The 22,344-nt window shown below is 69.5% G+C and carries 24 protein-coding genes; 17 read left to right on the top strand and 7 right to left on the bottom strand.

Features of this window, described 5'->3' with window-relative positions; genetic code table 11:
- Nucleotides 1-308 precede the first annotated feature (308 nt).
- Entirely contained in the window at nucleotides 309-500 is a 192-nt protein-coding gene (locus tag VV867_RS25650) for an SEC-C metal-binding domain-containing protein (protein ID WP_009620699.1), read from the bottom strand.
- A 7-nt stretch (nucleotides 501-507) separates the two neighbouring features.
- Nucleotides 508-993 (bottom strand): LEA type 2 family protein, encoded by a 486-nt coding sequence (locus VV867_RS25645; RefSeq protein ID WP_109936495.1) that lies wholly within the window; start codon nucleotides 991-993, stop codon nucleotides 508-510.
- A 125-nt stretch (nucleotides 994-1,118) separates the two neighbouring features.
- Between VV867_RS25645 and VV867_RS25640 the strand changes: the two genes are divergently transcribed.
- Nucleotides 1,119-1,658 (top strand): hypothetical protein, encoded by a 540-nt coding sequence (locus VV867_RS25640; protein WP_109936496.1) that lies wholly within the window; start codon nucleotides 1,119-1,121, stop codon nucleotides 1,656-1,658.
- A gap of 6 nt (nucleotides 1,659-1,664) precedes the next feature.
- Here the strand turns inward: VV867_RS25640 and VV867_RS25635 are convergent, their stop codons facing one another.
- The 3 genes from VV867_RS25635 to VV867_RS25625 form a co-directional block, all read right to left on the bottom strand.
- Complete coding sequence (locus VV867_RS25635) at nucleotides 1,665-2,291, bottom strand: trimeric intracellular cation channel family protein (protein ID WP_109936497.1); 627 nt, start codon at nucleotides 2,289-2,291, stop codon at nucleotides 1,665-1,667.
- A gap of 121 nt (nucleotides 2,292-2,412) precedes the next feature.
- Nucleotides 2,413-2,886, bottom strand: coding sequence for a YchJ family protein (locus VV867_RS25630; protein ID WP_109936498.1), 474 nt, complete (start codon nucleotides 2,884-2,886; stop codon nucleotides 2,413-2,415).
- 2 nt (nucleotides 2,887-2,888) lie between these two features.
- Nucleotides 2,889-3,377: a DUF6231 family protein gene (locus tag VV867_RS25625; RefSeq protein ID WP_275627403.1), complete on the bottom strand. Its 489-nt coding sequence runs from the start codon at nucleotides 3,375-3,377 to the stop codon at nucleotides 2,889-2,891.
- A gap of 140 nt (nucleotides 3,378-3,517) precedes the next feature.
- On the opposite strand from VV867_RS25625, the gene VV867_RS25620 reads away from it, so the two are divergent.
- From VV867_RS25620 to VV867_RS25610, 3 genes are all read left to right on the top strand, one after another.
- Entirely contained in the window at nucleotides 3,518-4,144 is a 627-nt protein-coding gene (locus VV867_RS25620) for an OmpA family protein (RefSeq protein WP_089394371.1), read from the top strand.
- 123 nt (nucleotides 4,145-4,267) lie between these two features.
- Nucleotides 4,268-4,543 (top strand): DUF1145 domain-containing protein, encoded by a 276-nt coding sequence (locus VV867_RS25615; RefSeq protein WP_109936500.1) that lies wholly within the window; start codon nucleotides 4,268-4,270, stop codon nucleotides 4,541-4,543.
- Entirely contained in the window at nucleotides 4,536-5,300 is a 765-nt protein-coding gene (locus VV867_RS25610; RefSeq protein ID WP_109936501.1) for a hypothetical protein, read from the top strand. Before VV867_RS25615 ends, VV867_RS25610 begins: the two co-directional genes overlap by 8 nt.
- 34 nt (nucleotides 5,301-5,334) lie before the next feature.
- Here VV867_RS25610 and VV867_RS25605 read toward each other — a convergent pair whose 3' ends face one another.
- Nucleotides 5,335-5,799 carry a CopD family protein gene (locus tag VV867_RS25605; RefSeq protein ID WP_275627401.1) on the bottom strand — a complete coding sequence of 155 codons (465 nt, stop codon included), beginning with the start codon at nucleotides 5,797-5,799 and terminating at the stop codon, nucleotides 5,335-5,337.
- 108 nt (nucleotides 5,800-5,907) lie between these two features.
- On the opposite strand from VV867_RS25605, the gene dinG reads away from it, so the two are divergent.
- The 6 genes from dinG (at nucleotide 5,908) to VV867_RS25575 (ending at nucleotide 15,458) form a co-directional block, all read left to right on the top strand.
- The gene (dinG, locus tag VV867_RS25600; protein ID WP_109936502.1) at nucleotides 5,908-8,052 is read left to right on the top strand and encodes an ATP-dependent DNA helicase DinG; all 2,145 of its coding nucleotides are present in this window, start codon (nucleotides 5,908-5,910) and stop codon (nucleotides 8,050-8,052) included.
- 87 nt (nucleotides 8,053-8,139) lie between these two features.
- Nucleotides 8,140-10,428, top strand: a complete 2,289-nt coding sequence (locus tag VV867_RS25595; protein WP_328567912.1) for a beta-galactosidase — start codon at nucleotides 8,140-8,142, stop codon at nucleotides 10,426-10,428.
- Nucleotides 10,429-10,535: 107 nt separating this feature from the next.
- Nucleotides 10,536-11,681 (top strand): serine hydrolase domain-containing protein, encoded by a 1,146-nt coding sequence (locus tag VV867_RS25590; protein ID WP_328567911.1) that lies wholly within the window; start codon nucleotides 10,536-10,538, stop codon nucleotides 11,679-11,681.
- A gap of 266 nt (nucleotides 11,682-11,947) precedes the next feature.
- Nucleotides 11,948-12,736 (top strand): OmpA family protein, encoded by a 789-nt coding sequence (locus tag VV867_RS25585; protein ID WP_328567910.1) that lies wholly within the window; start codon nucleotides 11,948-11,950, stop codon nucleotides 12,734-12,736.
- A gap of 83 nt (nucleotides 12,737-12,819) precedes the next feature.
- The gene (gene pdxH, locus VV867_RS25580) at nucleotides 12,820-13,467 is read left to right on the top strand and encodes a pyridoxamine 5'-phosphate oxidase (protein ID WP_089394379.1); all 648 of its coding nucleotides are present in this window, start codon (nucleotides 12,820-12,822) and stop codon (nucleotides 13,465-13,467) included.
- An 851-nt stretch (nucleotides 13,468-14,318) separates the two neighbouring features.
- The gene (locus tag VV867_RS25575; RefSeq protein WP_109936505.1) at nucleotides 14,319-15,458 is read left to right on the top strand and encodes a glycerate kinase; all 1,140 of its coding nucleotides are present in this window, start codon (nucleotides 14,319-14,321) and stop codon (nucleotides 15,456-15,458) included.
- Here VV867_RS25575 and VV867_RS25570 read toward each other — a convergent pair.
- On the bottom strand, nucleotides 15,443-15,679 hold the full coding sequence (locus tag VV867_RS25570; protein WP_089394382.1) for a hypothetical protein: 237 nt from the start codon (nucleotides 15,677-15,679) through the stop codon (nucleotides 15,443-15,445). The two genes, VV867_RS25575 and VV867_RS25570, sit on opposite strands and share 16 nt — an antisense overlap.
- A 185-nt stretch (nucleotides 15,680-15,864) precedes the next feature.
- Between VV867_RS25570 and VV867_RS25565 the strand changes: the two genes are divergently transcribed.
- The 7 genes from VV867_RS25565 (at nucleotide 15,865) to VV867_RS25535 (ending at nucleotide 22,236) form a co-directional block, all read left to right on the top strand.
- Nucleotides 15,865-16,329 carry a glycine zipper 2TM domain-containing protein gene (locus tag VV867_RS25565; protein ID WP_009620666.1) on the top strand — a complete coding sequence of 155 codons (465 nt, stop codon included), beginning with the start codon at nucleotides 15,865-15,867 and terminating at the stop codon, nucleotides 16,327-16,329.
- Between the two features lie 209 nt (nucleotides 16,330-16,538).
- Entirely contained in the window at nucleotides 16,539-19,334 is a 2,796-nt protein-coding gene (locus tag VV867_RS25560; RefSeq protein ID WP_328567909.1) for a monovalent cation/H+ antiporter subunit A, read from the top strand.
- On the top strand, nucleotides 19,334-19,666 hold the full coding sequence (locus VV867_RS25555) for a Na+/H+ antiporter subunit C (RefSeq protein WP_328567908.1): 333 nt from the start codon (nucleotides 19,334-19,336) through the stop codon (nucleotides 19,664-19,666). The genes VV867_RS25560 and VV867_RS25555 overlap by 1 nt, the downstream gene beginning before the upstream one ends.
- A complete protein-coding gene (locus tag VV867_RS25550) occupies nucleotides 19,663-21,162 on the top strand; it encodes a monovalent cation/H+ antiporter subunit D (RefSeq protein ID WP_109936508.1) in 1,500 nt (499 codons plus the stop codon). Before VV867_RS25555 ends, VV867_RS25550 begins: the two co-directional genes overlap by 4 nt.
- Nucleotides 21,159-21,659 carry a Na+/H+ antiporter subunit E gene (locus VV867_RS25545; protein ID WP_109936509.1) on the top strand — a complete coding sequence of 167 codons (501 nt, stop codon included), beginning with the start codon at nucleotides 21,159-21,161 and terminating at the stop codon, nucleotides 21,657-21,659. Before VV867_RS25550 ends, VV867_RS25545 begins: the two co-directional genes overlap by 4 nt.
- A complete protein-coding gene (locus VV867_RS25540; protein ID WP_089394387.1) occupies nucleotides 21,644-21,913 on the top strand; it encodes a K+/H+ antiporter subunit F in 270 nt (89 codons plus the stop codon). The genes VV867_RS25545 and VV867_RS25540 overlap by 16 nt, the downstream gene beginning before the upstream one ends.
- Nucleotides 21,910-22,236, top strand: a complete 327-nt coding sequence (locus tag VV867_RS25535; RefSeq protein WP_328567907.1) for a Na+/H+ antiporter subunit G — start codon at nucleotides 21,910-21,912, stop codon at nucleotides 22,234-22,236. Before VV867_RS25540 ends, VV867_RS25535 begins: the two co-directional genes overlap by 4 nt.
- Nucleotides 22,237-22,344 lie beyond the last annotated feature (108 nt).

The raw sequence follows: 22,344 nt of genomic DNA, 5'->3' as shown, positions 1-22,344 counted from the left end.
GCAAGCCTTTTTGGTTCCTTTTTGCGGGGGTGGCCTTCCACCGTTTGACAAAAGGGACTCGCCCGAGGGGGCGAAACGAGAGACATCAACGCACTCGGAGCGGCGCGCTACACCCAAACCTGACATCTTTTTTGGGGCCCGCGTTCGCGGGAGTGACAAGGTCAAGGGAGGAGCGAGAGGGCAAGGTTCGCGAGCAAGCTCGCTCCTACAGGGGCTTTTGTTCCAGCCGGGTACGAAAACGCCGTTCCCCCCTCACGGAAGAAACGGCGTTCTCGCCTAGCCCACCCGCGCCAGGCGGGGTCAGCGCCTCAGGCGCCGTGGCACTTCTTGAACTTGGCGCCGCTGCCGCAGGGGCAGGGATCGTTGCGGCCAACGTCCTTCAGCGGGTTGCGCACCGGCTCGTGGCTGTGGTTGCAGTGCGGGCCGTGCACGTGGTGGTGATGGTCATGATCATGGTCGTGGTTGCAGTCGGGACCATGCACATGGGGTTCCTGGCTCATGGGTGCCTCACTCCGGGATGAAATCGCCGGGGATTATCTCGCCATTGCGCGCGATATGCACGGTGCGGCCGAACAGCAGGCCGGTCTTCACCTCGCCTTCGAGGCGGTACTTGATCGGCTTGTCGGGGGTTTCCAGCAGCTTGACGATGTACTTCATGTGCCGCCAGAGGTTGGTGTTCACCGGCACCTCGAAGTTCTGCCGGCCGTTGGCGGGCACGGTGAACCACAGGCTGGACTCGCCTTCGGCCAGGTCGACGTCGTTGAGCTTGACCTTGTAGGCCAGGCCGCGCACCGGCAGGCTGAAGTCGTTCGGATTGTCGATACGGAAGTGCAGTGTGAATTGTTGCTCGAGCAGGCGGGCCTTCACCACGTCCACTTTCATCAGCTTCACGTCGGGGCTTTCGAAGCTGCCGGTCATCCAGCTGCAGCCGGAGAGAAGCGCGAAAACCCAGACTAGGCTGATAATTCTTATCGTTTGCGCCTGATAATTCATGTCAGTCCCCCAAGACGCCCCAGTGTACCAAGCGGCTGCTTGGCCGCAAGTTGTTGTTACGTTAAAAGAAGTTGTCCCATACTGGGCCGGCCCTCGGCAGACGGGCAAACACAGGAGTGTGATGGATGAGCCGTTACGAAATCGTCTTTTCCGGTCAGACGCTTCCAGGCGCCGATCCGGAAGCGGTGAAGGCCAACCTGGCCAAGCTGTTCCAGGCCGATGCGCAACGCATCGCCCTGCTGTTTTCCGGCCGCCGCCTGGTGCTGAAGAATAACCTCGACGCGGCCGCTGCCGACAAGTACCGCGGCGCTCTGGAACGGGCCGGCGCGCAGGTCGAGGTGGTGGACATGGCCCCCGCGGTGGAGGAGATCGAGCTGGCTCCGCCGCCGGCCGAGCCCGCAGCAGCACCGGCCGCGGCCACCCCGGGGCGCCTGAAGGTGGCCCCGCGCGACGAATACATGGCGGCTTTCGCCGAGGTGGACGCACCGGACTTCGGCCTGGCCCCCGTGGGCGCGGACCTGCAGGACGACAGGGCCGAGCCGCGAGCGCCGCAGGTCGACCTCAGCCAGTTCAGCCTGGCCCCGGTGGGCAGCGACATGGGCCAGGCCAAGCCGGACCCCGCCGCGCCCGCGCCCGACACCAGCCACCTGAAGCTGGCCGACTGAGCGCGCTCAGCCGTTCTGCTGGGGATCGTCCTTGTAGACGAACTTGGGCATTTCCCAGTGGAAACGGATCGCCAGCAGGCGGAACAGGAAGCCGGCGAACAGGGTGATCAGCATGGCCTGCTCGTTGGGCAGCTCCAGCTGGATGCAGATCAGGTAGCACCAGGCGCTGGCGAAGGACACGCTGGCGTACAGCTCGCGGCGGAAGATCAGCGGCACGTCGTTGCAGAAGATGTCGCGCAGGATGCCGCCGAACACTCCGGTGATCACCCCGCTGACCGCGGCGATCAGCAGGCTGTGGCCCACTTCCAGGCCGACCTGGCAGCCGATCAGGGTGAAGGCCACCAGGCCAATGGCGTCGAGCACCAGGAACAGCGAGCGCAGGTGGCGCATCAGCGGTGCGATGAACACCGTGACCAGTGCAGCACCGGCGGTGAGTACCAGGTACTCCGGGTGGCGCACCCAGGTCAGCGGGTAGTGCCCCAGCAGCATGTCGCGCATCGAGCCGCCGCCCAGCGCAGTGACGCAGGCCACCAGCACCACGCCGAACAGGTCCATGCTGCGGCGCCCGGCGGAAAGCGCGCCGGTCATGGCCTCGGCGGTGATGGCGATGATGTAGAGAACGGTCAGCAGCATGGCGGGGCCCGCGAAAAAGCGCGCATTCTAGCCGAAGGGGAACATGCACCCAATGGGTGCACGCCGTGTCGCTCGTTGGTAGGGCGTACAACCGTTCGCGATCGTACGCCCTACGCTCCCTTCAGCCGATCCACGGCCCGCAGCATTTCTTCAGCTTGCCGCCGGCACCGCACGGGCAGGGATCGTTGCGCCCGAGCTTGAGCGGCACCGTCGGGTCGAGGAAGTACCAGCGCCCGTCGCGCTGGACGAAGCCAGAGCACTCGCGGTGGCTGTGCTCGCCGTTGGCGTCGTGCCAGCGCGCGGTGAAGGTCACCCGCGCATGCTCCGGCGTGCCGCCGAGCACCTCGTGGCCTTCCACCTCCAGGCCCAGCCAGGTGCTGCCCAGGCTCCAGGCACGGATGGCGTCCAGGTCCAGGCCGGCCTGCTGGGCCGGCAGCGTGGTGTCGCGCAGGTAGTCCACCAGGCCCAGGGCGTAGGCGCTGTAGCGCGAGCGCATCAGCGCCTCGGCGGTGGCCGCCGGCTGGCCGGCGTGCAGGCGGCCGCAGCAGTCCGCCAGGGGCAGGCCGCTTCCGCAGGGGCAGCTGGGCTCGGTCATGGTCACCACCAGTACTTGCCGAAGTTTTCCGGGTTGGCCCAGAACTTGGCGTTCAGCCAATCCGGGACCTGCTTGTATTCACGCAGATCATAGGTGAACAGCGTGAGTGTCTGATCGTCGCGCTGGAAGCGTTCGCTGGCCTGCATGCCCAGGGCATAGAAGTCGATCTCGGCGACGCCGGCCTCGGCCAGGTCGACCAGCACGGCGACGCGGCTGCTGTTGAGGTTGCGGATGCCGCCGACCAGTTGCAGCGCCGCGCGGCGCTCCAGGTGTTCCAGGCAGTCGGCCAGCAGCGCCAGGTCGTAGCGCTGCGCCGCCAGTTCCGCCGGCAGGGCGCCCGCGGCGGCGCCGTGCACCTGGCAGTCGGGGTGGGCCTGGCGGAAGGCTTCCACGGCGGGGATGCCTTGGGCGCCTACCAGCAGCAGGCGTTGCGGGGCGTAGCGGTCGAGCAGGGCGGCCAGCGCCTGCTGGGGCGTGCGATCGGAAATCATCGGTGTGCGCAAACTCTCGTTCGGAATGCGCAGAGACTAGCCTGTGAACCCCTTCATGGCCTAGTGCTGGCGTATTCGTGCATCGCCGTCTTTACTCGGTAATTGTCGGTTCAGACCCATCTCACAGGAGAGACTGATATATGAGCATCAAAAGGACCGCTTTACCCCTGCTGCTGGTAAGCACGCTGCTCACCGGTTGCGCAGGGTTGCAGAAGTCCGACTGGCCGACCTGCGCTTTGGTCGGCGGTGTAGGGGGCGCTGGCCTGGGCTCCATCGAGAGCAGTGCCTGGGCGGGCTGGGGCGCGCTGATCGGTGGCGTGCTCGGCGCGTCCTACTGCTGGGTTCATGGCGAAGGCGAGAAGGTGGTCGAAGCGCCGCCGCCCGCACCGGCTCCCGAACCGGCTCCGTTGCCGAAGGAAGAGACCATCGTGGTCAGGGACCTGCACTTCGCCTTCGACTCGTCGAAGATCGACAACCGTGACAAGGACAAGCTCGACACCATCGCCACCCGCCTGAAAGGCGAGGCTTCCACCACCACGCTGGACATCTCCGGCCACACCGACAGCGTCGGCACCGACGCCTACAACCAGAAACTGTCCGAACGCCGCGCCCACGCGGTGGCCGACTACCTGGTCGATGCCGGTGTATCCGCCAGCAGCATCAAGTCGGTGGAAGGTTACGGCGAAAGCAAACCGGTCGCCGACAACAAGACCAAGGAAGGCCGCGCGGAAAACCGTCGCGTGGAGATCCTGATCAAGCGCCAGTGACATCCGGCGTGCGTTGAAGCGAAGGGGGCCGTTGGGCCCCCTTCGTGTTTGCGCGGCAGGCTATGGCATCGTCACCCGCCTCCGGGGTATGGTGCCGGCACAAGAAATCGGGGGAGCATCTTCATGAAGGCTTTCGTAGGGCTGGGCAAGGTCGTTGCCCTGTTGTTCTGGCTGGCGGTTCTGGCCAATCTGCTGCATTCCTTCGCCCATCCGTTCGCGACCCTGCTGCAGGTCGCCGGGGGCCTCGTCCTGCTGATCCACATTGTCGAACTGCTGGCGCTCGGCGCGCGCCTGAAGGGGCGGGCGCACCCCTGGCTGGACCGCATCCAGGTCCTGCTGTTCGGCGTCTTCCATTTCCTCTCGCTGCCGGCCCAGGCCAAGGAGGGCAGCCATGCGTAAGCTGCTGCTGGGCCTGATGCTGCTGGCGCCGATCGAGGCCGCCAGCGCGGCTTCCGTGCAGGTGGAGGCCAATACCGTGCTGCGCCTGCCGGTGAAGGGTGAGTCCCTGAGCCTGGAGCGCGTCCGCGTGGCGGAGGGCGGCGCGCTGCTGATCCCGTCGCGGGTGAAGGTGCTGCACATCGACGAACTCGACCTGCAGAAGAATGCCCGACTGGGTGTGTTCCCCGGCGAGCAGCCGCTGCGTATCGAGGTCGTCCACGGCACCCTGGCCGACGGCAGCGTGATCGCCGCCCAGGGCGCTTCCGGCAGCTTCCACCGCCCGGCCAGCCCGGGGCGCACCCTGACCCTGCGCCTGCAGGACGTGCAGGTGGAGAACCTGATGGTCGACGTACGGGGCGGCGTCGGTGCGCCGGGCTACGACGGCCTCGACGGCGCCAGCGCGCGCAGCGGCGGCTGCCTGTGGGGTGGCGCGCAGCAGGGCGGCGACGGCCAGGATGCCGGTGATGGCCAGACCGGCGGCGCCGGCGGCGTGGTGCGCCTGGAGGTGCCCCAGCAATTCCCCGTGGAACAGGTGAAGGTGCGCCTGGAAGGCGGCGCCGGCGGTGCCCCGGGCAAGCCGGGCAAGGCCGGCGCGCGCAGCGGCGAGAAGGGTTGCTTGCTGTACTCGGTGGACGGCGGCAAGGCCGGCCACGACGGCGGGGCCGGCAAGGCCGGCCCCGGTGGTGCCCAGGGCCGCCTGGACGTGGTGCGCTTCTGAACCCGGCCGGCGCGGGCCCGGCCCGCGCCAGTACCTACCAGTGCGGGCGCGCGGCGACTATCGCCACCAGCGCCAGGCCCAGCAGCAGGTTGCTGCCCACGGTGCGGCGGATGCGCCCCAGCACCGCGCCGCCGGCGGGCCAGTCGGCCGCCTCGATGGCGCGGCGCAGCTCCGGCAACTGCAGCGCCTGCACCCGCAGGAACAGCGCCAGCATGGCCACGTACAGCCCCATCATTACCTGCACGTAGCGCGGCGCGCCGGCCACGCCGTTGAAGCTCAGCTGCAACATGCCGATACCGGTTACCGGCAGCACCAGCACCGCCACCCAGACCCACGCGAAGAAGCGCCGGAACACCTCGCTCCACAGCTTCAGCCGCGCCGGCGCATCCAGCGCGGCGACGGCCGCCGGGCGCAGGATCACCCAGGCGAAGAACATGCCTCCGACCCAGACCAGGGCGGCCAGGACGTGCAGGGCGTAGACGGGGGCAAAGGCGGTCATTCGGCGATCTCCGCTGGCGGTTGGAAATAAGCGCGCTATGATAGCGGCCCAATCGAACCACTGAAAATTTATCCAGCATCGGAATGTGTTCCGATGCCCGGGAACTCCATGCTCAGCAACGAACTCAAGGCCACCATCCAGGGCGCCTACACGCGCTTCCTGGAAGCCAAGGAACTCAAGCCGCGCTATGGCCAGCGCCTGATGATCGCCGAAGTGGCCAAGGTCCTGGGCACCATCCAGGCCGACGAGGAAGGCCACCGCACCGGCGAGGCCGCGGTGGTCGCCGTGGAAGCCGGCACCGGCACCGGCAAGACCGTGGCCTACAGCCTGGCCGCCATCGCCTGCGCCAAGGCCGCCGGCAAGCGCCTGGTGGTCGCCACCGCCACCGTGGCGCTGCAGGAGCAGATCGTCCACAAGGACCTGCCCGACCTGCTGCGCAACAGCGGCCTGGCCTTCAGCTTCGCCCTGGCCAAGGGCCGCGGCCGCTACCTGTGTCTGTCCAAGCTCGACCACCTGCTGCAGGAGGGCCAGGCGCAGAACGCCACCGCCCAGCTGTTCGAGGAAGAGGGCTTTCGCATCGACGTCGACGAGAGCGGCACCAAGCTGTTCAACCAGATGATCGAGCGCCTGGCCGGCAACCGCTGGGACGGCGACCGCGACTCCTGGCCGGAAGCCATCGAGGACGCCCACTGGGCACAGTTGACCACCGACCACAGCCAGTGCACCAACCGCCACTGCCCGAACTTCCAGCAGTGCGCCTTCTACAAGGCGCGCGAGGGCATGACCAAGGTCGACGTCATCGTCACCAACCACGATCTGGTGCTGGCCGACCTGGCCCTGGGTGGCGGCGCCATCCTGCCCGACCCGCGGGAAACCCTCTACGTCTTCGACGAAGGCCACCACCTGCCGGACAAGGCCATCGGCCACTTCGCCCACTTCACCCGCCTGCGCGCCACCGCCGACTGGCTGGGGCAGGTGGAGAAGAACCTCACCAAGCTGCTGGCGCAGAACCCGCTGCCCGGCGACCTCGGCCGGCTGATCGAGCAGGTGCCGGAGCTGGCCCGCGAGCTACGCACCCACCAGCAGTTCATGTTCACCGCCTGCGAGGAGATCGGCGACTTCCGCGCCGGCGAGGACATGGAGGGCCGCGAACGGCCGCGCCACCGCTTCGAGGGCGGGGTGGTCCCCGAGCACATCCGCGAGATGGGCATCGAGCTGAAGAAGGGCTTCGCCAAGCTCACCGACCTCTTCACCCGCCTCACCGAACTGCTCAAGCAGGCCATGGACGGCGAGGGCACCGCCGGCGTCGCCAGCTACCAGGCCGAGGAGTGGTACCCGCTGTTCGGCAGCCTGCTGTCCCGCGCCCAGGGCAACTGGGAACTGTGGACCGCCTTCACCTGCGAGGACCCTGAAGACAGCCCGCCCATGGCGCGCTGGCTGACCCTGGCCGAGAGTGGCACCTTCTACGACATCGAGGCCAACGCCAGCCCGATCCTCGCCGCCGAGACCCTGCGCCGCAACCTGTGGAACGTCGCCTACGGCGTGCTGGTGACCTCCGCCACCCTGACCGCCCTGGGCACCTTCGACCGCTACCGCATGCGCGCCGGCCTGCCGCGCGCGGCGGTCACCGCCGTGGTGCCCAGCCCCTTCCACCATGCCGAGGCCGGCGTGCTGCGGGTGCCGGACCTGAAGGCCGACCCGCGCGACGCCGCCGCCCACACCGCGGCCATCGTCCGCGAGCTGCCGGCCATGGTCGAGGGCGCGCGCGGCACCCTGGTGCTGTTCGCCTCGCGCAAGCAGATGCAGGAAGTCTTCGACGGCCTGGAGCGCGACTGGCGCAAGCGCGTGCTCATCCAGGGCAACCTGTCCAAGCAGGAGACCCTCAACAAGCACAAGGCCCGCGTGGACGACGGCGAGCCCAGCGTGCTCTTCGGCCTGGCCAGCTTCGCCGAGGGCGTCGACCTGCCGGGGGCCTACTGCGAGCACGTGGTGATCGCCAAGATCCCCTTCGCGGTGCCGGACGACCCGGTGGAGGCGGCGCTGTCGGAGTGGATCGAGGCGCGCGGCGGCAACCCCTTCATGGAGATCGCCGTGCCCGACGCCTCGCTGCGCCTGGTGCAGGCCTGCGGGCGCCTGCTGCGCACCGAGCAGGACCGCGGCACCATCACCCTGCTGGACCGTCGGGTGGTGACGCAGCGCTACGGCAAGGCCATCCTCAACGCCCTGCCGCCGTTCCGCCGCGAGATCGCGTAGGGCGCGGCACCCGGTACAGGGGGGCGGCGCGCCGTCCCCGCTCGCAAACCCCGGCGGCGCCCGGCGCCGCCCCAAGGACAAGGTTGCATGCGTTCACTCCGTTGGCATCTGCCCCTGCTGTTCAGCCTGAGCCTCGCCAGCGCCCCGCTGTGGGCCGCGCCCAGCGACGACACCCTGTTCAACTTCGTCAAGCCGATGGCCGTGGTCAACGTCGGTTTGCAGGACGCCGACCTGCCCAGCGCCACCGCCGAGGCCACGCCCGAGGGCGAGGTCCTGCGGCGGGTGAAGTTCCACCCGGCGGCCCGCCCCACGCTCACCCTCAAGCCCGCCAGCGGCAGCTGGGACTGGTCCCGGGCCGACGCCATGAGCCTGCGCATCCAGAGCGCCATGGGCTGGGCGCTGACCCTGGAGATCGACATCGACAACCTCGACGGCACGCCCGGCCTGCATGCCAGCGTCGCGCTGCCCGCAGGCCCGGCGCAGACACTGCTGGTGCCGCTGCAGGCCACCGCGCCGCAACTGTTCGGCATGCGCGCCGGGGTGCCGATGCCGATGACCCTGGATGGCCAGCGCGTCATCGTCGCCCCGGTGGTCACCGGCGAGCTGCAGCGCAACAAGGTCGGCGCGGTGCGCATCTACCTGAGCGGCCCGAAGGCGGCCCAGGACATCCTCGTCGGCCGCTTCGGCACCCGTTCCGGCGGCGACGAGCTGCGCCGGGCCTACACCGGCATCATCGACGCCTACGGCCAGTCCACCCGCAGCGACTGGCCGGAGAAGGTGAAGAGCGTCGAGCAGCTGGCCAACGCCTGGAAGGCCGAAGGCGAGCAACTGAAGAAATGGCAGGCCCAGGCGCAGCCCAGCGACACCTTCGGCGGCCTGCTGGAGGGCCCGGACTTCCAGGCCACCGGCTTCTTCCGCACGGAGAAGCGCAACGGCCGCTGGTGGCTGGTGACGCCGGACGGGCACCCGTACTGGTCCCTGGGCGTGAACACGGTGAACAGCGAAAGCAGCCAGACCTACGTCGAGGGCCGCGAGTACATGTTCACCGAGCTGCCCGCCGAGGGTGAACCGCTGGCCGACTTCTACGGCCAGAGCGACGACCGCGACGGCGTTGGCGCCCAGCAGGGCAGGGCCTTCGGCCACGGCCGCTGGTACGACTTCTACGCTGCCAACCGCTACCGCGCCACCGCCGGGCTGAGCGGCCAGCAGGCCGCCGACGCCTGGCTGGAGCGCACCCTGGCGCGCCTCGACGCCTGGGGCTTCAACGGCCTGGGCAACTGGAGCCAGCCGGCCTTCGCCGGCGCCTCGCGCATCCCCTACAGCCTGCCGCTGGCCATCGGCGGCGACTACGCTACCGTCAGCACCGGCTACGACTGGTGGGGCGCCATGCCCGACCCCTTCGACCCGAAGTTCGCCATGGCCGCCGAGCGCGCCATCGCCATCGCCACCCGCGACCACCGCGAAGACCCCTGGCTGCTCGGCTACTACGCCGACAACGAGCTGGCCTGGGCCGGGCAGGGCAGCGACCCGCGCAACCACTACGCCCTGGCCTTCGGCGCGCTGGCGCTGTCCACCGACAGCCCGGCCAAGCGCGCCTTCATCAAGCAGCTCAAGGACAAGTACCACGAGCACGAGGCCCTGGCCGAAGCCTGGGGCGTCGAGCTGGGCGCCTGGGAAGACCTGGACGCGCCGGGCTACCAGGCCCCCGCGGTGCAGGCGGAACACCCGGCCATCGAGCAGGACTACAGCGCCTTCCTGCGCCTGTACGCCGACCAGTACTTCAGGACCCTGCGCGACTCCCTGAGCTGGCACGACCCCAACCACCTGCTGCTGGGCGGGCGCTTCTCGGTGAACACCCCGGAGGCCCTGGCTTCCTGCGCGCAGTACTGCGACCTGCTGAGCTTCAACCTCTACGCGCCGACGCCACAGCAGGGCTACGACGCCGCCTACGTGCGCAGCCTCGACAAGCCGGTGCTGATCAGCGAGTTCCACTTCGGCTCGCGCGACCGCGGCCCGTTCTGGGGCGGGGTTTCCGAGGTGTACAACGAACAGCAGCGCGGCGAGCGCTACCAGCAGTTCCTCGCCGCCGCGGTGAAGGACCCGCAGATCGTCGGCGCGCACTGGTTCCAGTACCTCGACCAGCCCGCCAGCGGCCGCCTGCTCGACGGCGAGAACGGCCACATCGGCCTGGTCGGCATCACCGACCTGCCGTTCGCCGGCTTCATCGACGCGGTGCGCAAGGGCAACCAGCAGGTGATGAAGGCCATGCTGGAAGAGGCCCGCGCCGCCGCCAAGGCAGCGCCCGAGGCGCCCACCCCGCGGGTCGATCCGGACGCCACCGCCAGCGCCGCGCAGCAGGCGCCGGCGGTGCAATAGAACGGCATTCGCCGCGGCCATGATGGCCGCGGCCCTACCCTGGTCGGGTTCACAAGCCGGCGGGGTGCTGGAAGAATGCGCCTTTCGTCCCCAGCCTGGAGTGCCCCATGTCCCTGCAAGGCCATTGCGACAGCCGCTTCACCCCCGTAGCCGACGCCTTCGCCGCGCTCTTCGAGGACCCGCAGGAGCGGGGCGCCGCGCTGTGCATCCAGGTCGGCGGCGAGACCCTGGTGGACCTCTGGGCCGGCAACGCCGGCAAGGACGAGGGCCAGGCCTGGCAGGCCGACACCCTTCTCAACCTGTTCTCCTGCACCAAGACCTTCGCCGCCGTGGCCGCCCTGCAACTGGTGGGCGAGGGCCGCCTGGAGCTGGACGCCCCGGTGGCGCGCTACTGGCCGGAGTTCGCCGCCGCCGGCAAGCAGGCCATCACCGTGCGCCAGTTGCTCTGCCATCGCGCCGGGCTGCCGGCGCTGCACGAGATGCTGCCCGCCGAGGCGCTGTACGACTGGCAGGCGATGACCGCCGCGCTGGCCGCCGATACACCCTGGTGGGCGCCGGGCAGCGAGCATGGCTACGCGCCCATCACCTACGGCTGGCTGATCGGCGAGGTGATCCGCCGGGTGGATGGCCGCGAGCCCGGCACCGCCATCGTCGAGCGCACCGCCAGGCCCCTGGGGCTGGACTTCCACATCGGCCTGGACGACGCCGAGTTCCCCCGCGTGGCGCACATCGCCCGGGCCAAGGGCAACCTCGGCGACGCCGCGGCGCAGCGCCTGCTGCGCACCCTGATGAGCGAGCCGACCGCCCTGAGCACCCGCGCCTTCACCAACCCGCCGTCGATCCTCACCAGCACCAACAAGCCCGAGTGGCGGCGCATGCAGCAGCCGGCGGCCAACGGCCACGGCAATGCCCGCGCCCTGGCCGGCTTCTACGACGGCCTGCTGCAGGGCAAGCTGCTGGATGCCGCGCTGCTCGCCGAGCTGACCTGCGAGCACGCCCGCGGCGAGGACCGCACCCTGCTCACCAGCACCCGCTTCGGCCTGGGCTGCATGCTCGACCAGCCGGAACTGGCCAACGCCACCTACGGCCTCGGCCCGCAGGCCTTCGGCCACCCCGGCGCCGGTGGCTCGGTGGGCTTCGCCGACCCCGAGCGCGGCCTGGCCTTCGGCTTCGTCACCAACACCCTCGGCCCCTACGTGCTGATGGACCCGCGCGCGCAGAAACTGGCGCGCATCGCCGGCGACTGCCTGTGAAAGCCGCAGGCCAGGCACCCTGCGGCGCCTGGCCGACGAAGCGGCGGAACCTTCCGCCGCGGCTCCGCTCGAATGGCGACTTCATGGGGAAATACCGCCGGCGTTGGCCGCGGTTTTCCCCCCGCTGATAGGGCCGGGGTTTCACCGCTCGTCAGTTGAAGAGCAAAATACCTATTTCCCTTAGTAAGTTATGTTCGAATCCTGATTCGCGACATTAACTTGTGTCCGCCCCTGTTGCCCCAAGACCGTCCAATGGAAGTCCGCCCATGAGACTGCTCAAGCTTTTCACCCTGTCCCTCTGCGTCGCCCTGGGCGCCTGCAGCCACTTCCAGTCCCAGGACGCCGCCGCGCCGGCGCCCAGCCAGGCCAAGGCCGAGGGCGGCAGCCACTGGTGGTGGCCGTTCGGCGATTCCGCGGCCAGCGCCCGGGCCGAGGCCAAGGCCCCCGCCGAGGCGCCCCGTCCGGTGGTGGCCCAGGTGGATGCGGCCACCGACAAGTCGGCCGGCGGCCACTGGTGGTGGCCCTTCGGCGATTCCGCCTCGGCCCAGGCCAAGGCGGAAAACCCGGTTGCCGCGCCCAGCGCCCAGGACACCAAGGCCTGGCTGGACCAGTACGAAGCCTCGGTGCGTGCCGCCGTGGCCGGCAGCAAGTTCAGCGTCGAACGCCGCGACAACGCCCTGGTGCTGACCGCGCCGGTGGACGGCTCCTTCAATCCCAAGCGCCCGGAACTGCTGCTGCCGATCACCCTGGCGCCGCTGGCCAATGTCGCCAAGGTGGTCGAGAAGGACCAGCAGGCCGGCGTGTTCATCCTCGGCCACAGCGACAGCAGCGGCGACAAGGCGACCAACGACAAGGTCAGCCAGCAGCGCGCCGTGGCCATCGCCGCGATCTTCCGCCTCAGCGGCCTGGGCAACGACCGCCTGCGCTACAAGGGCGTCGGCGACGCACAGCCCATCGCCGACGAGAAGACCAAGGCCGGCCGCGCCAAGAACCGCCGCGTCGAAGTCATGCTGACCCCCCGCGGCGGCCTGCTGGCCCTGGCCCAAAGCAACTGAAGCCACGCGGCGCTTGTCGCCGGTCAAGCAATCCCGCTTTCCACTGGTTAAGCTATGGCACTGGCTTTCCTGAGGAGACGACGATGGCCCAGACCCTGGCCGACATGCGCCGCGAATACACCCGGGACGGACTCTGCGAGACCCAGGCGCCCGCAGAGCCCTTCGTCCTGTTCCAGCAATGGTTCGAGGACGCGGTGAAGACCGAGCAGTTGCCGGTCGAACCCAACGCCATGACCCTGGCCACGGTGGACGCCGACGGCCAGCCGCATTGCCGCGTGCTCCTGCTCAAGGGGCTGGACGACCGCGGCTTCACCTTCTTCAGCAACTACGACAGCGCCAAGGGCGAGCAGCTCGCGGCCAACCCGCGCGCGGCCATGACCTTCTTCTGGCCGGCGCTGGAGCGCCAGGTGCGTATCGAGGGCCGCGTGGAGAAGGTCTCGGTGGAAGAGTCCGACGCCTACTACCGGGTGCGCCCGCTGGGCAGCCGCCTGGGCGCCTGGGCCTCGCCGCAAAGCCGGGTGATCAGCGGCCGCGAGGAACTGGAGCGGATGCTGGCGGAGACCGAGAAGCGCTTCATGGACGTCGCCCCGCACTGCCCGGACCACTGGGGCGGCTACCGCCTGCTGCCGCAGCGCCTCGAGTTCTGGCAGGGCCGCCCGAGCCGCCTGCACGACCGCCTGAACTACCGCCTGGTGGATGGCGCCTGGCAACGCGAGCGCCTGGCGCCCTGATCTCCGCACGGCACTTTTCGTAGGATGGGTTGAACTTGCGAAACCCATGCGGTCACGGTGACGGGTATCGCTTCGCTCAACGCCATCCTACGCCGGCTCGTACAAAGCTCCGCGCCCTCCTACAATTTGCCGTGAAGCACGGGCTCTCCGTAGGAGCGGACTCTGTCCGCGATTTGGCGGATAACGCCGTAGGCGTTATGCGCCCTACGAACTATCGCGAACACGGGGAGCCAGGGTTCGCGAGCAAGCTCGCTCCTACGAAAAGCAAAAGCGGCTCTTGCTCTGGCGTTTGGGATTTCCAGAGAAACCTCCGCGCGCACCGGAACGCCCCTTCAGAAGGCCGAGCGAAACCGGCGCTCAGGAGGTCATGCGACATGGATGTCGCGAGAGCCCCGATGGGCTACAGGGACGTACCCTCGGGGCGGGCCTCCGTGGCGGGGGAGTTCGCGAGGGTAGCCCGGCTCCATCGGGCCCGTATGTCGGGGCAAGCCTTCTTGGTTACTTCTTTGGCGTTTGAAAGAAGTGACTCGCCCGAGGGGGCGAAACGAGAGACATCCGAGCACTCGGAGCGGCGCGCTACACCCAAGCCCAATAGACAGTTGCTCCTACGAAGAGCGCTCCGGCGCAGCCTGCAAGACAGTTGCTCCTACAGGCGTAGGGCGTACAACCGTTCGCGGTTGTACGCCGTTACACCCATCCCATCCCGCCCCGGTTCCCGGCATGAGTCCGAGTGGGATACGGCCAAGGTCAAGCGGCGGATAACCGCGAACGGTTATCCGCCCTACGCCAATCGTTTCCTCCGCTGCACGGCGTTGTAGGATGCCCCCTACATACCGACACCGGACCCGCCCATGAAACTCGTCATCGCCCCCGACTCCTTCAAGGAAAGCCTGTCCGCCCCCGAGGTCGCTGCCGCCATCGCCCGAGGCTGGTCGCGGGCGCGGCCGCTCGACGAGATCCTGCTGCGGCCCATGGCCGACGGCGGCGAGGGCACCGTGGACGCAGTGTTGGCGGCCACCGGCGGCGAACGCCGCGAGTGCGAGGTGCGCGGGCCGCTGGGGGCGCCGGTGCGGGCCCACTGGGGTTGGCTGGAGGAGGGCACCGCGGTGATCGAGATGGCCGCCGCCAGTGGCCTGCACTGGGTGGCGCCGGCGCAGCGCGATGCGACGCGCACCACCAGCTACGGCACCGGCGAACTGATCCGCGCGGCGCTGGATGCCGGGGCGCGCAAGGTCATCCTCGGGCTCGGCGGCAGCGCCACCAACGATGGCGGCATGGGCCTGCTGCAGGCCCTGGGCGCGCGTTTCCTCGCCACAAGCGGCGAGCCCCTGGGCGACGGCGGCGCGGCCCTGGCCGAACTGCATGAGATCGACCTGGCGGGCCTCGACCCGCGCCTGGCCGAGGTCGAGGTGGAAGTCGCCGCCGACGTGAACAACCCGCTGTGCGGCGAGCACGGCGCCTCGGCGGTGTTCGGCCCGCAGAAGGGCGCCAGCCCCGAGCAGGTCCGCCAGCTCGACGCCGCGTTGGCGCGCTATGCCGAAGTCACCGCCCGCACCCTGGGCCAGGATCACAGCCTGTTCCCCGGCGTCGGCGCGGCGGGAGGCCTGGGCTTCGCCGCGCGGGCCTTCCTCAAGGCGCGCTTCCGTCCCGGTGTGGAACTGGTGGCCGAGGTTTCCGGTCTGGCAGAGGCACTGCATGGCGCCGACCTCGCGATCACCGGCGAAGGCCGCCTGGACGAGCAGAGCCTGCATGGCAAGACGCCGATCGGCGTGGCCCGGGCGGCGCATGCCGCGGGCGTCCCGCTGATCGCCCTGGCCGGCAGCCTGGGGCCGGGTTACGGGCGCTTGCACGAGGCCGGCATCGCCGCGGCCTTCAGTTTGGTGCCGGGGCCCGTCAGCCTGGCCGAGGCCATGGCGGGCGCCGCGGAGGAACTGGAGGCGCGCGCCGAGGAGCTGGCGCGCCTGTGGAGCCTGGCTCAGCCGGCGCGGTAGTCGTCGGCGGCGCGCTGCAGCCACGCCGGCAGGTCGCTGCGCGACACGCCTTCGTCACGGGCCAGTTGCAGGCAGTGCAGCAGGTATTCGCGCTTTTGCGGATCGTCGCCGGCCAGCGACAGCGCCAGGTCGCGGTCCATCCAGCGGCGGATGCGCACGAACAGCCACCAGTGGAAGTACAGGCCGGCGGCGGTGGTGACGACGATGATGAAGTAGTCCATGGGGCCTTCCTCGCGGGGACGCTGACCTTACCCCAAGCGGAATCGGGGATGAACGTGCGCTTTTGCCGCAGCTGTAGGAAGAAGCTGTACGGTGGCTGAATCGAACGAAAACTTTGATTTGGCCGGCGTGACAGCAAGGGGCGCGGCAGAGTCTAATATTCACATATCTATTCGGAGGTTTCCGTATGCGTAAATCCGCCTTCCTGCTCGCCGGTTTCACTGCAGTGGCCCTGGCCCTCGGCGGCTGCCAGTCCAGCCTGACCGGCGATACCTACAGCCGTGACGAGGCCCGCACCGTGCAGAACGTACGCTGGGGCACCATCGAAGCCCTGCGCCCGGTGAAGATCGAGGGCACCAAGACGCCGATCGGCGCCGCGGCGGGTGCTGCCGTGGGCGGTATCGGCGGCAGCGCCATCGGTGGCGGCAAGGGCAGCTACGTGACCGCCATCATCGGTGCCGTGGCCGGCGGCCTGCTGGGCGCGGCCACCGAGGAAGGCCTGACCCGCACCCAGGGCGTGGAGATCACCGTGCGTGAAGACGACGGCAGTTCCCGCGCCTACGTGCAGGAAGTCGACCAGGGCGCCATCTTCCGCGTCGGCGAGCGCGTGCGCATCCTGACCGTCAACGGCACCAGCCGCGTTTCCCACTGATCGCTCCGCCCATCCGGGCGGCAACGGCTCCTGGCGCGCGACCCCGGTTTCCGGTGTCGCGCGCTATCGTTTCCGGACAGCGCTTTTTCTCGTTCCCAGCCTTTCGTAATAGTTCTATCCAAGACGCGCGTTCGATAGATATGGATAATCGCTCGGCTCCACGGCTTTCCTGGTAAGTCAGCCGTGTCTGAAAGATTAAGGAGAAGGTCATGATGCTGGCGCTGTTGATCGCGCTGCCTTTCCTGGGCTGTTGCCTGCCGGTCCTGTTCGAACGCCTGGGCCGCAATGCCTGCGCCGCGGCGGCGGCCGTCGCCCCGTTGCTGGGCCTGGGGCTGCTGTTCGCCCAGCGCGGCGTGCTCGGCGGCGAACGGCTGCTGGCGCGCTACGACTGGCTGCCGGAACTGGGCCTGAACCTCAGCCTGCGCCTGGACGGCCTGGGCTTCCTGTTCGCCCTGCTGATCCTCGGCATCGGCCTGCTGGTGATCCTCTACGCCCGCTACTACCTCTCCGAGCGTGAGCCCACCGGGCGCTTCTACGGTTTCCTGCTGCTGTTCATGGGCGCCATGCTCGGCGTGGTGCTCAGCGAGAACCTGCTGCTGATGCTGGTGTTCTGGGAACTCACCAGCCTGTCGTCGTTCCTTCTGATCGGCTTCTGGAACCACCGCTCGGACGCCCGCCGCGGCGCGCGCATGGCCCTGGCGGTCACCGGTGGCGGCGGCCTTGCGCTGCTCGCCGGCATTCTGCTGATCGGCCAGGTGGTGGGCAGCTTCGAGCTGAGCGACGTGCTCGCCGCGCGCGGGGTGCTGCAGGCCAGCGCGCTGTTCCCGCTGATCCTGGTGCTGGTGCTGCTGGGCGTGTTCACCAAGTCGGCGCAGTTCCCCTTCCATTTCTGGCTGCCCCACGCCATGGCGGCGCCCACGCCGGTGTCGGCCTACCTGCACTCGGCGACCATGGTGAAGGCCGGCGTGTTCCTGCTGGCGCGCCTGTACCCTGCGCTGGCCGGCAACGACCTGTGGTTCTACCTGGTCGGCCTGACGGGCCTGGCGACGCTGCTGCTGGGCGCCTTCCTGGCGCTGTTCCAGAACGACCTCAAGGGCCTGCTGGCCTACTCGACCATCAGCCACCTGGGCCTGATCACCCTGCTGTTCGGCCTGGACTCGCCCATGGCCAACGTCGCGGCGATCTTCCACATCATCAACCACGCCACCTTCAAGGCCTCGCTGTTCATGGCCGCGGGGATCATCGACCACGAGACCGGCAGCCGCGACATGCGCCGCATCAACGGGCTGTGGAAGTACATGCCGCACACCGCGGTGCTGGCCATGGTGGCCTCGGCATCCATGGCCGGGGTGCCGCTGCTCAACGGCTTCCTCAGCAAGGAGATGTTCTTCGGCGAGACCCTCTCGCAGAACATGGCCGGCGCCTTCAACTGGCTGATCCCGACCCTGGCCACCGTCGCCACGCTGTTCTCGGTGAGCTACTCGGTGCGCTTCATCCACGACGTGTTCTTCAACGGCGAGCCGGTCGACCTGCCGAAGACGCCCCACGAGCCGCCGCGCTACATGAAGGTGCCGGTGGAGATACTGGTGGGCCTGTGCCTGCTGGTCGGCATGGCCCCGGCCTGGACGGTGGCGCCGCTGCTGGCGGCGGCCGCCTCGGCGAGCCTGAACGGCGCGCTGCCGGCCTACAGCCTGGCGATCTGGCACGGTTTCAACGCGCCGCTGGCGATGAGCCTGATCGCCCTGGTCGGCGGCATCGCCCTGTACCTGCAGCGCCGGCCGCTGTTCGCCTGGTTCGCCGGCCTGCCGGCGGTGGACGCCAAGGAGGTGTTCGAGGCGCAGGTGCAACGGCTGGCGGGCTTCGCCAGCGGCCTCACCGCCCTGCTGGAGAACGGCTCGCTGCAACGCTACGTGCTCTGGCTGCTGCTGGCCGCGCTGGTGGTGGTCTGCACCGGCCTGGCGGGCCTGCCCGCGCTGGCCGGAAGCCGCGCCTTCGTCGAGGTCGACCCGGTCACCGCGCTGTGCCTGGCGCTGCTGGCCCTGGCCGGGCCGCTGACCGCGGTCTTCCACCGCCAGCGCCTGGTGGCGCTGGTGGTGTTGAGCATCGCCGGGCTGCTGGTGGCCCTGGCCTTCGCCCGCTTCGCCGCGCCGGACCTGGCGCTGACGCAACTGGCGGTGGAAGTGGTGACCATGGTGTTGCTGATGCTCGCGCTCTACTACCTGCCGCAGCGCACGCCGAAGGAAAGCAGCAGCCTGCGCGGCCTGCGCGACTTCCTGGTGGCCGTCGCCTGCGGGGTGATGGTGGCGCTGCTGGCCTACGCGGTGTTCAGCCGGCCCTACGACAGCATCGCCGGCTACTACCTGCAGCACAGCGTTTCCGGGGGCGGCGGGCACAACGTGGTGAACGTCATCCTGGTCGACTTCCGCGGCTTCGACACCCTGGGCGAGATCAGCGTGCTGGCCATCGCCGCGGTGGGCATCTTCGCCCTGCTCGACGGCCTGTGCCTGCCGCGCCGCGCGCGCGACGCCGAGGGCCTGGCCTGGTCGGCCGACGCCCACCCGCCGATTCTCGCCACCCTGGCCCGGCTGCTGCTGCCGCTGGCGCTGCTGGTGGCGGTGTTCATCTTCCTGCGCGGGCACAACCTGCCGGGCGGCGGCTTCATCGCCGGGCTGGTCACCGCGGTGGCGCTGATCCTCCAGTACATCGCCTGCGGCAGCCGCTGGGTGCATACCCGCCTGCCGCTGAGCTATTCACGCGGGGCGGGGCTGGGGGTGTTCGTCGCCGGCCTCACCGGCCTGGGCAGCTGGGCCTTCGGCTATCCGTTCCTGACCTCGTCCTTCGGCCACTTCCAACTGCCGCTGGTGGGCGAGTTCGAGCTGGCCACGGCCATGCTCTTCGACCTGGGCGTCTACCTCACGGTGGTGGGCGCGACCCTGTTGATCCTCGCCGGCCTCGGCGAGCTGAACGCGCCGCCTGAGCCGGCGCCGGCCAAGGAGGCCCGCTGATGGAAGCGCTGTTCGCCATCACCCTCGGCCTGCTCACCGCCAGTGGCGTGTACCTGCTGCTGCGCGCGCGCACCTTCCCGGTGGTGCTGGGCCTGACCCTGATCTCCTACGCGGTGAACCTGTTCCTCTTCGCCATGGGCCGCCTGGCCGGCGAGCCGGCGGTGCTGGGCCAGGTGGCCCATCCCGGCGACCCGATCCCGCAGGCGCTGGTGCTGACCGCCATCGTCATCGGCTTCGCCATGACCTCCTTCGTCATCGTCCTGGCCCTGCGCGGGCTGGCCGAGACCGGTGACGACCACGTCGACGGCAAGGCGCGGGAGGAGGGCGAATGAACCATCTGCTGATCGCCCCGGTCCTGCTGCCGCTGTTCGCCGGCTGCCTGCTGCTGCTCGTCGGGCACGCCTCGCGCGCCGCGCGGGGGCTTTCGCTGCTGGCCACCCTGGCGCTGTTGCCGCTGAGCGTGCTGCTGCTGCAACAGGCCGCCGGTGGCCAGGTGCAGTTCTACGCCCTGGGCAACTGGCAGCCGCCGTTCGGCATCATCCTGGTGCTCGACCGCCTGAGCGCGCTGATGCTGCTGGCCAATGCGCTGCTGGCCAGCTTCGCGCTGCTGTATGCGCTGCGCGGCGACGACCGCCGCGGCAAGCACTTCCACGCGCTGTTCCAGTTCCAGTTGCTGGGCCTCAACGGCGCCTTCCTCACCGGCGACCTGTTCAACCTCTTCGTGTTCTTCGAGATCCTGCTGATCGCCTCCTACGCGCTGCTGCTGCACGGCGGCGGGGCAGGGCGGGTGCGCGCCGGGGTGCACTACGTGGTGCTCAACCTGGTGGGCTCGGCGTTCTTCCTGATCGCCGTGGGCGTGCTCTACGGCGTGACCGGCACCCTGAACATGGCCGACATGGCTGGCCGCGTGGCCCAGCTGGGTATGGCCGATGCGCCCCTGGTGCGCGCCGCGGCGCTGCTGTTGCTGGTGGTGTTCGGCCTCAAGGCGGCGCTGCTGCCGCTGTACTTCTGGCTGCCGCGCGCCTACGCCGAGGCCAGTGCGCCGGTGGCGGCGCTGTTCTCGATCATGACCAAGGTGGGCATCTACTCCATCCTGCGGGTGTACACGCTGATCTTCGGCGACCACGCCGGCGAGCTGGCCAACCTGGCCCAGGCCTGGCTGTGGCCGCTGGCCCTGGCGGGCATCCTGGCCGGCACCTTCGGGGCGCTGGCGGCCACCCGCCTGCAGGGCCTGCTGGCCTACCTGGTGGTGGTGTCCGCCGGCACCCAGCTGGCGGTGCTGGCGCTGGGCTCGGCGCAGTCCCTGGCGGCGCTGCTGTTCTACCTGCTGCACAGCACCTGGGTGGTGGGCGGGCTGTTCCTGCTCGCCGACCTGATCGCCCGCCAGCGCGGCGACAAGGCCGGCCTGCTGGTGCAGGGCCCGGCGCTGCTGCAGCCGCAGCTGCTGGGCACATTGTTCTTCGTCGGCGCCATCGCGGTGGCCGGCCTGCCGCCGTTCTCCGGCTTCTTCGCCAAGCTGCTGATCCTGCGTTCGGCCAGCGGCGGCGAGGCCCTGGCGCTGTGGGCCATCGTTCTGAGCAGCGGCCTGCTGGTCACCGTGGCCCTCAGCCGCGCCGGCAGCACGCTGTTCTGGAATACCGGGCGCACCGTCCTCGGCAGCGCCGAGCGTGACCCGCTGCGCCTGCTGGCGGCGGTGGCGCTGCTGGCCTCGGCGGTGCTCCTGGTGCTGTTCGCCAAGCCGCTGCAGGCCTACCTGCAGGCCACGGCGGAACAGTTGCTGGACGTCGACCTCTACCGCCGGGCGATCCTGGCCGGAGGTGGCGCATGATCCGCCGCCTGCTGCCGCACCCGCTGCTCAGCCTGTGCCTGCTGCTGGGCTGGGTGCTGCTGGTCGACGACTTCTCCTTCGGCCACTGGCTGCTCGGCGCCGTGCTCGGCCTGGCGTTGCCGCTGCTGTGCCGCGACATGCTGCTGGCGCCGCTGCGCATCCAGCGCCCGGGCCTGCTGCTGCGTTTCATCGGCCTGGTGCTGTACGACATCGTCATGGCCAACCTGCAGGTGGCGCGCCTGGTACTCGGGCCGACTCGCGACCTGCGCCCGGGCTTCGTCGAGGTGCCGCTGGAGCTGCGCGAGGACCTGCCCATCGCCATCCTCGCCAGTGTCATCACCCTGACCCCCGGCACGGTCTCCGCCGACCTCAGCGCCGACCGCCGCAGCCTGCTGGTGCACGGCCTCGACGTGCCCGACGCGCAGGCCCTGGTGGCGGACATCAAGGCGCGCTACGAGGCGCCGCTGAAGGAGGTGTTCGAATGCTCGCCTACGTGATCCCGCTGTGCCTGGCGCTGATCGCCCTGGCCCTGCTGCTGACGGTGGCGCGCCTGGTGCGCGGGCCGAGCGCGGCCGACCGCATCCTGGCGCTGGACACCCTGTCGGTGGAGGCCATCGCGCTGATCCTGCTGTTCGGCATCTGGCGCGGCAGCGGCCTGTACTTCGAGGCGGCGCTGCTGATCGCGGTGATGGGCTTCGTCAGCACCGTGGCGCTGTGCAAGTTCCTGCTGCGCGGAGACATCATCGAATGAACCTGTTCGTGGAAATCCTCGTCAGCGCGCTGCTGCTGGGCGGCAGCCTGTTCGCCCTGCTCGGCGCCGTGGGCCTGTACCGCCTGCCGGACTTCTACACGCGCCTGCACGCGCCGACCAAGGCCTCGACCCTCGGCGTGGGCGGCGTGGCGCTGGGCTCGCTGCTGTACTTCAGCAGCGGCAGCGGCGTGAGCCTGCACGAGGTGCTGATCACCCTGTTCCTGTTCATCACCGCGCCGGTCAGCGCCCACCTGCTGGCCAAGGCCGCCATGCAGGCGCGCCTGCCGCGCACGCCGCGTACCCGCGGGGAGCCTTGGGAGTAGGACCACTCCTTGGGGGGGGGGAGCGGATTTATCCGCGATCATCCGTCGCTGGGAACGGGGCAGGTGAACGCGTAGGGCGAATAGCCGTTCGCGGTTATCCGCCGTTGG

This window comes from Pseudomonas sp. JH-2, assembly GCF_036231725.1.
Taxonomy (GTDB): Bacteria; Pseudomonadota; Gammaproteobacteria; order Pseudomonadales; family Pseudomonadaceae; genus Pseudomonas; species Pseudomonas delhiensis.
Note: the sequence above shows the minus strand (reverse complement) of the source record. Positions and strands in the feature narration are given on the sequence as shown.